The organism is Williamsia sp. 1138, assembly GCF_002095435.2.
In the GTDB taxonomy this organism is placed as follows: domain Bacteria; phylum Actinomycetota; class Actinomycetes; order Mycobacteriales; family Mycobacteriaceae; genus Williamsia.
Genome location: NZ_MJEJ02000029.1, coordinates 1 through 12,534 on the forward strand (window position 1 = coordinate 1; position 12,534 = coordinate 12,534).

General features: G+C 63.2%; 9 protein-coding genes and 1 rRNA gene. 1 reads left to right on the forward strand and 9 read right to left on the reverse strand.

Translation table 11 applies throughout. The features are described from left to right. Nucleotides 1-93: 93 nt before the first annotated feature. Nucleotides 94-1,615 (reverse strand): 16S ribosomal RNA (locus BH683_RS04530). A gap of 876 nt (nucleotides 1,616-2,491) precedes the next feature. On the opposite strand from BH683_RS04530, the gene mftM reads away from it, so the two are divergent. Next, nucleotides 2,492-3,328, forward strand: coding sequence for a mycofactocin oligosaccharide methyltransferase MftM (mftM, locus tag BH683_RS04535; protein ID WP_084835089.1), 837 nt, complete (start codon nucleotides 2,492-2,494; stop codon nucleotides 3,326-3,328). Here mftM and BH683_RS04540 read toward each other — a convergent pair. The 8 genes from BH683_RS04540 to BH683_RS04575 form a co-directional block, all read right to left on the reverse strand. Beyond that, the gene (locus tag BH683_RS04540; RefSeq protein WP_084835090.1) at nucleotides 3,325-3,993 is read right to left on the reverse strand and encodes a response regulator transcription factor; all 669 of its coding nucleotides are present in this window, start codon (nucleotides 3,991-3,993) and stop codon (nucleotides 3,325-3,327) included. The two genes, mftM and BH683_RS04540, sit on opposite strands and share 4 nt — an antisense overlap. Continuing rightward, a complete protein-coding gene (locus tag BH683_RS04545; RefSeq protein WP_246833188.1) occupies nucleotides 3,993-5,357 on the reverse strand; it encodes a histidine kinase in 1,365 nt (454 codons plus the stop codon). Before BH683_RS04545 ends, BH683_RS04540 begins: the two co-directional genes overlap by 1 nt. Further along, nucleotides 5,354-6,520 (reverse strand): iron-containing alcohol dehydrogenase, encoded by a 1,167-nt coding sequence (locus BH683_RS04550; protein WP_084835092.1) that lies wholly within the window; start codon nucleotides 6,518-6,520, stop codon nucleotides 5,354-5,356. Before BH683_RS04550 ends, BH683_RS04545 begins: the two co-directional genes overlap by 4 nt. Before the next feature lie 64 nt (nucleotides 6,521-6,584). Continuing rightward, nucleotides 6,585-8,036 (reverse strand): VWA domain-containing protein, encoded by a 1,452-nt coding sequence (locus BH683_RS04555; protein WP_084835161.1) that lies wholly within the window; start codon nucleotides 8,034-8,036, stop codon nucleotides 6,585-6,587. 83 nt (nucleotides 8,037-8,119) lie between these two features. Further along, entirely contained in the window at nucleotides 8,120-9,175 is a 1,056-nt protein-coding gene (locus BH683_RS04560) for a MoxR family ATPase (protein ID WP_084835093.1), read from the reverse strand. Between the two features lie 65 nt (nucleotides 9,176-9,240). After that, nucleotides 9,241-10,512: an NDMA-dependent methanol dehydrogenase gene (gene mdo, locus BH683_RS04565; RefSeq protein ID WP_084835094.1), complete on the reverse strand. Its 1,272-nt coding sequence runs from the start codon at nucleotides 10,510-10,512 to the stop codon at nucleotides 9,241-9,243. Between the two features lie 155 nt (nucleotides 10,513-10,667). Continuing rightward, nucleotides 10,668-11,933 carry a UDP-N-acetylglucosamine 1-carboxyvinyltransferase gene (gene murA / locus BH683_RS04570; RefSeq protein ID WP_084835095.1) on the reverse strand — a complete coding sequence of 422 codons (1,266 nt, stop codon included), beginning with the start codon at nucleotides 11,931-11,933 and terminating at the stop codon, nucleotides 10,668-10,670. Between the two features lie 78 nt (nucleotides 11,934-12,011). Further along, a complete protein-coding gene (locus BH683_RS04575; RefSeq protein ID WP_084835096.1) occupies nucleotides 12,012-12,485 on the reverse strand; it encodes an SRPBCC family protein in 474 nt (157 codons plus the stop codon). Nucleotides 12,486-12,534 lie beyond the last annotated feature (49 nt).

The window sequence follows — 12,534 nt, forward strand, 5'->3', positions numbered from 1 at the left end:
TGGGGCCACCCATTCACACCACCATCCCCGCAAAGAGATGACGCCGGCGCTGGTACAAAGCAGCGCAAAGAACGGGTTTATGTTGCTCCTTAGAAAGGAGGTGATCCAGCCGCACCTTCCGGTACGGCTACCTTGTTACGACTTCGTCCCAATCGCCAATCCCACCTTCGACGGCTCCCTCCCACAAAGGGGTTGGGCCACCGGCTTCGGGTGTTACCAACTTTCATGACGTGACGGGCGGTGTGTACAAGGCCCGGGAACGTATTCACCGCAGCGTTGCTGATCTGCGATTACTAGCGACTCCGACTTCACGGGGTCGAGTTGCAGACCCCGATCCGAACTGAGACCGGCTTTAAGGGATTCGCTCCACCTCACGGTATCGCAGCCCTCTGTACCGGCCATTGTAGCATGTGTGAAGCCCTGGACATAAGGGGCATGATGACTTGACGTCATCCCCACCTTCCTCCGAGTTGACCCCGGCAGTCTCTCACGAGTCCCCGCCATTACGCGCTGGCAACATAAGATAAGGGTTGCGCTCGTTGCGGGACTTAACCCAACATCTCACGACACGAGCTGACGACAGCCATGCACCACCTGTACACCAACCACAAGGGGGGCCATATCTCTATGGCTTTCTGGTGTATGTCAAACCCAGGTAAGGTTCTTCGCGTTGCATCGAATTAATCCACATGCTCCGCCGCTTGTGCGGGCCCCCGTCAATTCCTTTGAGTTTTAGCCTTGCGGCCGTACTCCCCAGGCGGGGTACTTAATGCGTTAGCTACGGCACGGATCCCGTGAAAAGGAACCCACACCTAGTACCCACCGTTTACAGCGTGGACTACCAGGGTATCTAATCCTGTTCGCTACCCACGCTTTCGTTCCTCAGCGTCAGTTACTACCCAGAGACCCGCCTTCGCCACCGGTGTTCCTCCTGATATCTGCGCATTTCACCGCTACACCAGGAATTCCAGTCTCCCCTGTAGTACTCAAGTCTGCCCGTATCGCCCGCACGCTTGGAGTTAAGCCCCAAGTTTTCACGAACGACGCGACAAACCGCCTACGAACTCTTTACGCCCAGTAATTCCGGACAACGCTCGCACCCTACGTATTACCGCGGCTGCTGGCACGTAGTTGGCCGGTGCTTCTTCTCCAGGTACCGTCACTTTCGCTTCGTCCCTGGTGAAAGAGGTTTACAACCCGAAGGCCGTCATCCCTCACGCGGCGTCGCTGCATCAGGCTTGCGCCCATTGTGCAATATTCCCCACTGCTGCCTCCCGTAGGAGTCTGGGCCGTGTCTCAGTCCCAGTGTGGCCGGTCGCCCTCTCAGGCCGGCTACCCGTCGTCGCCTTGGTAGGCCATTACCCCACCAACAAGCTGATAGGCCGCGGGCCCATCCCAAACCGCCGGAGCTTTCCACCACAAAACATGCATTCCGTGGTCATATTCGGTATTAGACCCAGTTTCCCAGGCTTATCCCAAAGTTTGGGGCAGATCACCCACGTGTTACTCACCCGTTCGCCACTAATCCACCAGCAAGCTGGCTTCATCGTTCGACTTGCATGTGTTAAGCACGCCGCCAGCGTTCGTCCTGAGCCAGGATCAAACTCTCCATGAAAACTCACTAAAACCACCCCCGAAAGGGCACGTTTCAACAAAATCCGTCAAGAAGAGATTTTCATAATCCCAACCAAACAAAAACTGACACCACCACAGGACTCAAAACCTGCGATGGAATCAAAAATAAACTAACTAATGCCGGCACCACAACCACCACAACAACCTCCCCCCTATGCCGGAGAAAAGTCACAGTGACAGAAGCAGCACCTAAATGGCACTAACAATCCATCGACACACTATCGAGTTCTCAAAGAACACACCCCCACCGACTTCGACACCCACAACAGGCGCCATCTCCGGCAAAGATATTTTTACTAGCAGATGTTGTCCCCGTCTCCGAGGCAACTCTACCAGCCTACCTGGTCTCCGTCTGCGGCGCAACTCTCCGTTTCGAGGCGGTGAGCAGCACCCGTGATCGTCTGACCTCAGGCCACCCACGACGATACGCTCCACACTGAAGTGGACTCGTTTCCATCCTGGGCGATCAACGTTGTTCCTTCAGGAAAAACATCCCGTCGGTGTTGTTGGCAACTCCGGACTCTCGCTCTCCGGCGCCTCACTCGCTGACTTGAAGAAAGTTACGGGAGACGCCTCCGTGGCGTCAAATCGCCTGGACGGCCGCCTAGATCGAGCGCCTTTCCCCAGGTCAGAGGCCCTCGGTTGCAACGCATACATACCCGCAGAGCCTCCGAAGAGCCTTTCCTGGCGTTGTGATGCCTGACACCGGCCCGCCGCCAGCGCGCCCTGTTGACAGCTACGACCCAGGCGTCCGGGCCCCGACAGTCGGTCGACTCCGAGAGAACTCACCCTTTGGACAGGGACTGCAGCCCTTTGGGCAGTTACCGGCGAGCGTCCATCGCCGTAGCGTCAAAGAATGCCGACCCCCACCTTGCTCCGGCGGCGCCACGTTTCGAATTCAGTTGTCGTGGAACAAAGTTCGATTCCGCCCGGATACCGTCGCAACAGTCTTCTGGCCTGGGCCCGTGACGAGAACGGCGCGCTCGACATTCGCCACGCTCTGACAACCGACACCATCTCCGACGCGCTCATGATCGACGAACTCCTGCAATTGGTGAACACAGGTGTGCTCTGTGGTCAGGAGCAGTTCGAAGCCGCGGCGATCGGCCTGATCCTCACCTGCGGCGACAGCCCGGAGTCCTGTTGGCAGGCGTTCTACCGGAACTCACTCGCGGAACTCGAGTCCGGCCGCTCACCGTTTGCCCCGATCCACCGCCGCGCGTTGTCTCTGCTGCAGGGTTCGAGCGTTCTGGAGGTGGGCAGCTGTTTCGGGTTCTTCGCTTTGCGCGCGGCCGCCGCAGGCTTTGACGTCTCGGCCTGCGATATCTCATCTGGTGCGGTCACCCTGCTGGGAAAGGCTGCCGGCCGCATGGGCCTGACCGTGCAAACCCAGGTCGGCAACGCCGTCGAGCTGCCTTATCCTACTGATTGCACCGATACCGTCACCCTCATTCACCTGCTGGAACACCTGCCCGACCAGGTGGACGTCGCCATCAACGAAGCGTTGCGGGTCGCGCGCCGGCGGGTGGTGATCGCGGTGCCCTTCGAAGAGGTACCCAGCCCCCACTTCGGCCACCACCAGCGACTGACCTCAGAAACCCTTGTCACCTGGGCTGCACGCGCAGACCATCGGGGTGCGCGGATCTTCACCGACCATGGAGGCTGGCTGGTCTTGCAGCCACCGGGCGCCTAGATCAAGCCCCGCTTGCTCGCCGAGTACACCGCCTCGGTCCGCTTACTGACCCCGAGTTTCCGGATGATGTTGCGGATATGGAACTTCACCGTCGACGGTGAGATGAACAGGGTCTCGCCGATCTTTATGTTGGACAACCCGTCTGCCATCAATTGCAACACCTGCCGTTCCCGATCGGTCAGCGTTTCCGAACTACCCTGGCCGGTGACGGCACGCAGCACCACCGCCGCACTACGTGGGTCGAACGCACTGTCACCCCTGGACACGGATTTGATGGCCCGGACGAGTTCCGTCGTGTCGATGTCCTTCACCACGTACCCTTTGGCGCCACTACGGACGGCCCTGACCACCAACTCGTCGTCAAGGAACGTGGTGAGCACCAACGCAGCCACCGATGGATAGCGCTTCGACAATTCACTGATCAGACGAAGGCCCTCGTAGTCGGCACCCGCGGTCAGTTTGAGGTCGACGACCATGACGTCCGGCGAACAGCGCGCCACGCCGTCCAGGGCCTCGGCGACCGTGTTTGCCTCCCCCACCACCGAGATGCTGCACTCCCGTTCGAGCAGCGACCGCATCCCTTCCCGCAGCAGCGCGTGATCATCTACCAGCATCGTGCGGATCGGTCGGGTCCGTTCACCGCGATCGCGGTCGATGACGTCCATCAGTTGTCCACCTTCTGTGTTGCCGGGATCTCGACCACTATGCGGACGCCACCCAGACGGGAGCGCCGGATTCGTAGATCACCGCCGAGTTCTATTGCCCGCGAATGCATGTTGGCCAATCCGTGGTGCCGGCCGGAGAGATCGCCGACCGTTGCGGTCCGCATCACCCGCCGCATGTGGTCGGGGTCGCCGCTCCCGTCGTCGTCGACGGTCAGCCGCACCTGAGACTCGGCGTAGCTCAGGGCCACCTTGGCGGTCGTGGCCTGCGCGTGGATAGCGGTGTTGAACAGCGCTTCGCCTGCGATCCGCAGGATCGCGTGCTGGACCTCGTGCGACAGGTCGCGTTGCCTGCCCACGACCTTGACATCGGTACGCAGATCGGCAGGCATGTGCATCGAGCAGAGTTCGTCAAGGATCGCCGCCAGGTCTCCCGCGCCGCCGGAAGGCGCGTGGTTGAGGGTGTAGATCACCGAACGCACTTGCTCCACAGCGTCTTTGGTCAACCTTCCCGCCACCGCCAACCGGTCGGCGAGGACGGGGTCGGCGTCGATTCTGCAGACCTCGATCTGCACCCCGGCCGACAGCACGGACTGTGCGACCGAGTCATGGAGTTCCCTGGCGATCCTGGAACGCTCGGTATTGAGAACCTCTTGGCGCATCGCAGCGGACAACTCACGTTGGGTTCGTTCGAGCTCGGTGTTTCGCTCCGCCAGATGCGCGGCGTGCCGCCTGCTCTCGTCGTAGGCCTGTTCGGCCCGATCCAACAGGTGTCGACTCTCCTCGAACAGTGCAGCGTTCAGTAGCGCCACCGTGGCCTGCCCGGCCAGGATTCGTAGCACCACCACATCGGACGGGTCAACCGTGTGAGTCAGTGGCATCCAGGCCGAGAGTCCACCGACAACCTCCCCGTCCAGTTCCACGGGGACGTGCACATGGTGGTCGTCGATCACGGGCCTGCCCAGCCTCACCACCTGACCACGCAAGATGTCGTTGAGGCGGTTCAGGACATCGTCGGGCAGGTTGATCGGTTCAGCCGCCGAGTCCACCCCTTCGAAGGCGTAGACCACACCGCTCGAGTCCATCATCAGGTGACGTGGGCCCGTGCGCTCGAGTCGGCCATCACTGAGGGCGAACAGCACCCAATCCGCACCCAGGTGTTCACGTGCGGCGTCGAGGACCGCGATCACCAGGGTCTCCGGCCCTTCGGCGGTTCGAACAAGCGCCCGTGAGATCCGTTCCAGCGCGCTGACAACCCGGGTCAGCCGCTGTTCTACACCTCGGAACTGCGCGTAGTGGGTGCCCTTGACCGAGCGCAGGCCGACCAGCGATTCCAGATCGCCAGAGCTGTCCGGGCGGGGCGTCACAGCGCTTCCAGGTATATCTCCGCGACGGTGTCGCGGTCGGGCCGGCGCGGGTTGGTGGTCATACATGAATCCGCGAGCGCGTAACCGGACAGCGTCTCGATGTCTGCTTTCTCAACACCGAGCGGGGTCAATGTCGCGGGCATCCCGATGCGTCCCGCAAACTTCGCGACCTGATCGGCCAGCCGTTCGGCAACGTCCATGGACGAACCATCGGTGGAGATCCCGACGGCTGCGGCCAAATCCACGAATCCATCAGCACAGACGTGCGCGTTGTAGCGGATGACGTGAGGCAGCAGAACCGAATTGATGGCTCCATGCGGTGCGTCACAGTGCCCGCCGACGGGGTGACTCATGGCGTGCGCCGCCCCCAGGATCGCATTCGTGAAGGCCATCCCGGCCTCCAGCGAGGCGTGCGCCATCGCCACCGAGGCCACCGGATCCGACGGATTGTCCACGAGGCGCTCCAGGTTGCGCCACGTCGTTGAAATCGACTGCAGCGCAAATGTATCCGTCATCCGACTATGTGCAATCGAGACGTACGCCTCGATGCAGTGGGTCAACACGTCCATCCCGCACTGTGCGGTGACCTCGGGTGGAACGGTCGCCAGGACCCGAGGATCGACGACGGTCACGTCCGGCACCAGGCCGCGGCCGATGATCGTGATCTTGGTGCCGCGCGCCTTGTCGTTCACGATGCAGAACTGGGAGACGTCGGAACCGCTGCCTGCAGTGGTCGGGATGGCGACCACCGGCGGAAGCGGCCTGCCCGCGCGGTCGATCCCCTCGTATTCGAGAATATGACCACCGTTCGAGGCAAGGATTGCGACGCCCTTCGCGGCATCGATCACCGAGCCGCCCCCGAGCGCGATGATCCCGTCGCAAGCGAAACGCTCGTACCTCTCGAATGCGGCAGTGATCTCGGTGGCCCGCGGGTTCGGGGAGACCCCGGTGAATCGCTCCGCCCGCAGCCCCACCGACTTGATCGTCGCCGTGAGCTCGTCGTACCAGGTGGTGGCGCCCACTCGCAGATCTGACACCAGCAAGGGCCGGCGCATCCCCAATCGTGACGCGGCGAGCGCGGCTTCCGTCAGGGCGCCCTCGCCGATGATCATCTCCGGCGCATGAAACTTCACCACCCGGGGCGAAGGCGTGTTGCGCGTCATCTGTCTATTCCTACTCCGATGAACAACTCACGACCGCGGGTTGCGGGGGTTTCCGCCGCAGCGATCATGAGAGTGCCGTACCGATCTCGTCGGCCCGCTCGATCAACTCCGCCGCATCGCGCGCCGACACAACCTCGTCGCAGTGAGCCGAATATTCGGTCATGTCGCAGCCTGCCTGGTTCCAATACCTGCTCGGCTCGGGCGTGATCCAGGCGAGCCGATGGACCCGACGCCTGAGTTCGCCCAGTAATTCCGGGTGGCCGGCGAAGCCGTTGCTGCGGGCATCACCCACGAACAGCACGCTGGTCCGCCGGTCGAGCAGCCCTCCGTGGGTCGAGAGCATCCTTCCGAGAACCTGCCCGTAGTCGCTGGTCGCGGCCAGATCGAGTCCGGGCGCAGACAAAACTCGGGCCAGTGCGTCATCGCCGTGGCCGACCAACAGCGGGGTCGTCACGTCAATCGGATCGTCCACGAACGCCAGCACCGTGCAGCGGTCGGCGATGCCGTGCAGCGATTGCGCCATCCGCAGGATGAAGCCCGCAACCGGTCGCACCGACAGGGACACATCGGCAACTACGAGCAGTCGAATCCGGCCGGGAACACGAGTGCGCCGGAAAAGATGGACCGGATCGCCGTCGGTTTTCAGTGCGGCCCGAAGTGTGTGCCGGATTGCGAGCCTGCCACTGCCCTGCGATCGCGCACGCGTCCGGGGGGCACCACGCATCCGGCGGATGATGCGATGGCACGCCTGGTCGATGTCGGCGCGCGTCACCACCACTGCGTCGCCGGCGGGCGCAGCCGGAGAGGCGGGCGGTACCGGAGGGGTCAGCGCCTCGACGAAAGCTTCGATGGCGGCCATCAGATGGTCCAGTTGAGCGGCGGTGAGGTCATCGTCGCCCGCAGTTCCGTAGGCGCGCCGGGCGTCATAACCGTCGAGACCGGCGAGCACCGCCTGGGCATCGGCGATGGTCAGAACTCCTGAGCGCACCCGCATCGGCGACGACGCCATCTCCCCCACGTCGGCAGCACCTGCGTTGTCGACCTCGATCGTGTACGTGATGCCGCCGGACACCGAATCCGAATCGGGGTCGACCGCAAGCGATTCCGCACCCGAGGACACCGTGAAATCGTTCTCCTCGCGATGCGCGGAATCCCCGTGCCGTTCGGCACCCTCAGGATCGGTCTCCATCAGGTCACCGATCTCGTCGGTGTGCTCATCGGCGCCGATCATCCGGGAAGCGCCTTCGAGCTCGGGGTCCCACGCGAACTCTTCCGGCAGGCCGCCCGCGGTGCCCCTGACCTTCGGGAGGGTGTCAGGGCCGTGCGCGGCGGCCGGACCGTCGATGAACAGTGCGGTGAACACCGACTCGAAGGCCTCGACCTCGTAGTCGTATTTCACCGTCACAGCCTGCAGGGCCGGCCGCAGCACCGGTAGGTCCGTGCCGAACAGCGCCAGCACCCGCCGCGCCTCGATGCTCTCGGCGGGCGACACCCGCACCCCACGCCGACGGAGCATTCGGCTCAGTACGCCGGCGACGATGTCCAGCACGGGGTCCCGGCCGGTCGACTCGAAATCCTTCACCCCAGACACCCTCACCGCTATCGCCGGCCCGCCGACCGTGCGCGGCCCGCGCCGAACGCCGCCGAGGTGACCGAACCTCGGGGGCTGCTGCCATCCGCAGCGATACCGGGCGCGCCGCGGGAGTGTTCGGACCTCTTGTCGCCATCCAGGGCCGCCATCGCCGTGTCGACGTCGGCGCCGAACTTCACCAGCAGCGACATCAGCGCCCTGGTCCGGTCCGGTGAATCGTCCCCCAAGATCGACGCCGCCCGCGCCGCGTCGATCACCTCGGCGATCGACGGACTCTTGCGTAGTGGGAGATCACGGAGGCGACCTGCCAGTGCCACCACGTCCGCAACGGCCGCCTCCTCGACCTCGGGGGCTCGCGACGCCACGATCTCGCGTTCGCGCGCAGCGTCCGGATACTCGACGGAGAAATGCACGCAACGTCTCTTCAGCGCTGCCGACAGTTCGCGAGTGTCGTTGGAGGTCAAAACGATCCACGGCTCGGAACGGGCCGTGAAGCTGCCCAGTTCGGGAATCGTCACCTGGCGCTCGGCCAGCACCTCCAACATCACCGCTTCCATCGCCTCATCCGTGCGGTCGATCTCGTCGATCAACAACACCACCGGCTCTGGTGAGAGGATCGCCGCCAACAGCGGCCTGGCGACCAGGAAGTCCTCGGTGAAAACACCGACGTCCTTGCGCGCCAGAGCCGCCGAGGCGGACGACAGATCCTCATACCCCGACAACTCCGCCGTGATCCGATCGCGGAGCATCTGGACATGGAGCAGTTGGCGGGCGTAGTCCCATTCGTACAGGGCACGAGCGTCGTCGAGACCTTCATAACACTGCAACCTGATCAACCGGCGGCCCGAGGCCGCTGCCAGCGACTTCGCGAGTTCGGTCTTTCCGACTCCCGCCGGCCCCTCCAGGAGCAGCGGTCGACCGAGCTCGGTTGCCAGGTAGACCACCACCGAGAGGTCGTGATCGACGACGTATCCCTCGCCCCGAAGCGCCTCGGCAAGGGCTTCCGGACCAGCGAAACCCGAAGTATCCGAAACGGTCTGGCCCACGTCCGCCAACTCTGTCATGCGGGTCCTTCCTTCTGTCGTGCGTGCCGCTCGACCCCCTGTGGGGGTCGAGCTCCGCCTTCGGCTCAGTACGTACCGGTGAACGCGTGCGTGACCATCGGGATCAGCGATTCGACGGTCGACTCGCGGGGGTTGCCCGGCGTGCACCAGTCGCCCATCATGTGTTCGGCGACGGCCTTGATCTGCTTGTCCGAGGTGTCCATCTTGTCGCCGCGACCCTCGTACTTGCCGGTGTTCATCCGGTTCTTGTCGTAGCTGTTGACCGACAGCTGACCGAAGTTGTCCGGGATTCCGAGGTCCTTCGAAAGCCGGATCGCTTCCTCGACCGCCGCGTCAGCTGCCTGGACCTTGGTCATCTTCGAGGTGTCGACGCCCATGAGCGCGGCGATCTCTGCATAGCGCTCGAAGCGGGACGGGAGGTTGTACTCCCACACACGGGGAAGCGCGATGGCATTGTTGAGTCCGTGGTGGCTGTCATAGAAGGCGCTCACCGCGTGCGACATCGAGTGCACCAAACCCAGACCTCCCGAGTTGAAGGCCTGTGCCGCAATGTATTGCGCGTGCATCATGCCGGTACGGGCCTCCAGGTTGCGGGGGTCGTACACCGCGGTCCGCAGGTGATCGCGAATCAGCTCGATCGAGTACTTCGCATTGCCCAATGACGGCGCGAAGTCCAGTCGCGAGACGTACGGCTCACTGGCGTGGGCCAGTACGTCGAAGCCGCAGAATGCTGTGAAGTGCTCGGGGCAGGTGTAATACAGCAGCGGATCGTCCATCGCCAGGTCGACGAGGCAGGAGTCGTCGAAGGCAACCCACTTGTGCGGATTGTTCATGTCCGACGTATCGGTGATCACGTACGCCCACGAGGTCTCCGAACCGGTGCCGGCCGTGGTCGACACAGCGATGTGCTTCGGGTTCTCCTTGTTCGTCGCCTTCGAAAAACCCTCGAACTCATTGATGTTGCGGCCATCGTGGGCAATGACCATGCGGGCGCCCTTCGCGGCATCGTGGCTCGAGCCGCCGCCGACGGAGATGATGCCGTCGCACTTCTCCGACTGGTACAGCGCAGCCGAATCCATGCAGTTGTAGTCCTTCGGATTGGATTCGACCTTGTCGTAGAGCACCACATCGACGCCCTGGTACTCGATCTTGCCGATCAGCTCTTCGATGATGCCCGAGCCGCGGAGTCCGGTGGTCATGAGCAGAACCCGTGTCATTCCGAGTTCTTTCGCCTCGACACCGATCATGTCGTGCGCGCCGACACCGAGCTTGGCTTTGGGGAACGGGTGGAATTCCTTGATCGGGAAATCCCAAATCTGGTTGAGCTCAATGGCCATTGCCGGACTCTCCTTTTGCGAGGGCAGAAAACTGTTGCCTCACAAGGATGTTGCCCAGGTCACACCGGACACAAGGGCACCTGACCCGGCCACCCGTAACCATGTCCGTACCGCCAGCTGCCGCACCTGGCCAAAGGGACAGGTGCGAACCGCACTCACTCCTCGGGCGTGACCCGTTCGATTCCGCCGCCGAGGCTGCGCATGATCTCGACGAAGTCCGGATACCCGCGGTCGATATGGGACACATCGTGGACCTCGGTGACGCCGTCGGCCACCAGGCCCGCCAGCACCAGACCGGCACCGGCGCGTATGTCCGAACTCCACACGGGAGCGCTCGACAGCCGTTCGATCCCCCGGATCACGGCGTGGTGGCCGTCGGTCCTGGCATCTGAGCCGAGGCGGACCATCTCCTCGACGAAACGGAATCGGGCCTCGAAGACGTTCTCGGTGATCACAGACATCCCGTCGCTGATCGCCGCAAGGCCGATGACCATGGGCTGCAAGTCCGTCGGAAACCCGGGGAACGGCAGAGTCGAGTAGTTGACAGCCTTCGGGCGCGTCGATTGCACGACTCGAAATCCGTTGTCGTATTTGGTGATCTCGGCGCCGGCTCCCTCGAGCTTGGTCAGCACCAGCTGCAGGTGCGCAGGATCGACGCCCCGGACGGTGATGTCGCCGCGCGTCATCACCGCAGCAATTGCCCACGTTGCACCGACGATGCGATCACCTATGACGCGGTGCGTCACAGGAGTCAGGCGCTCGACGCCTTCGACCGTCAGGGTCGAGGTTCCCGCACCGCTGATCCTCGCGCCCATCTGGACGAGCATCACGCACAGGTCGACGATCTCCGGCTCGCGGGCCGCATTGTCGATGGTGGTGGTTCCCTCGGCCAGCACGGCCGCCATGAGGATGTTCTCGGTGGCCCCCACCGAGGGAAACTCGAGGGAGATCGGCGCACCGACCAGCTTGTCCGCCTCCGCCACGACGCACCCGTGCTCGATGACACTGTGGGCACCCAGCAGACGCAACCCGTTCTGATGCATGTCCAGGGGCCTCGAGCCGATCGCGTCCCCGCCCGGCAGTGCGACCACGGCGCGGTGACAGCGGGCCACCAGGGGTCCGAGCACACAGACCGAAGCCCGGAATTGTTTGACCGCATCGAAGTCGGCATGGAACTTGGGTTCCGCGGGGGTATCGATGACCACTGTGTCGCCCGAACAGGTGACCGTAGCCCCGAGACCGCGTAGAACCTCTGCCATCAGCGGCACATCGAGGATTTGCGGGCAATTGGTGATGGTCGTGGTTCCCTCTGCCAGCAGCGCCGCTGCCATCAGCTTCAACACACTGTTCTTGGCGCCCACGACCTGCACCTCACCGGACAGCCGTGCACCGCCGGTCACCAGAAAACGATCATCACCCACGAGAGGTAGCGTAAGCGACCGGTCACGCGCCGACCGCGACGGGCCGCGTAAGGATTGCACCAGCCGTCGCGGCGCTGATCAAACTCCCTCCGCGGCGGCCTTCATTGCGGTCAGGCCCTTTTCGAAATCGCCACCGACCAGCCTGTCGACGGGCATGACCTTGGCGAATACCTTTCCCAAACCGGTGTTTTCGCCTGTCATCAGCCAACGGACGACACTTCCGCCCGTCGTCCCATTCGGCGTGATGGTGAAGACCACCTTGTTCGAAGCCTTGAACGGTCTGAGAAAAGTCACGTCCACCGACACCGACGAGGGCGGCACCAACTCGGTGAACGTCATGTTGCCCTGGCCCGCCTTACGGTTCCCCTTCCAGGTGTAACCCGCCCCCACCTGACCGTGCGGGCCCGAATAACCGCGTTCGAGGTCGGCGTCGAGCTTTTCCCAGGGCGACCAGCGCGTCCACTGATGGAAGTCGGCGATGAGCTCATAGACCCTGGCGGGCGGCGCAGCGATCGTGATCGACCGCTCGATCGAAAATTTCTGTGGTGCCATGTCATCGCCCCCGATAGTGCGGGCAAGCGCCCGGCCAGATGATGTCTAC

Coding starts and splice junctions, on each gene's coding strand:
- BH683_RS04575 (WP_084835096.1), bottom strand. CDS start 12,485: ATGGCACCACAGAAATTTTCGATCGAGCGGTCGATCACGATCGCTGCG.
- BH683_RS04550 (WP_084835092.1), bottom strand. CDS start 6,520: ATGACGCGCAACACGCCTTCGCCCCGGGTGGTGAAGTTTCATGCGCCG.
- mftM (WP_084835089.1), top strand. CDS start 2,492: ATGCCGACCCCCACCTTGCTCCGGCGGCGCCACGTTTCGAATTCAGTT.
- BH683_RS04555 (WP_084835161.1), bottom strand. CDS start 8,036: ATGCTCCGTCGGCGTGGGGTGCGGGTGTCGCCCGCCGAGAGCATCGAG.
- BH683_RS04560 (WP_084835093.1), bottom strand. CDS start 9,175: ATGACAGAGTTGGCGGACGTGGGCCAGACCGTTTCGGATACTTCGGGT.
- BH683_RS04540 (WP_084835090.1), bottom strand. CDS start 3,993: ATGGACGTCATCGACCGCGATCGCGGTGAACGGACCCGACCGATCCGC.
- mdo (WP_084835094.1), bottom strand. CDS start 10,512: ATGGCCATTGAGCTCAACCAGATTTGGGATTTCCCGATCAAGGAATTC.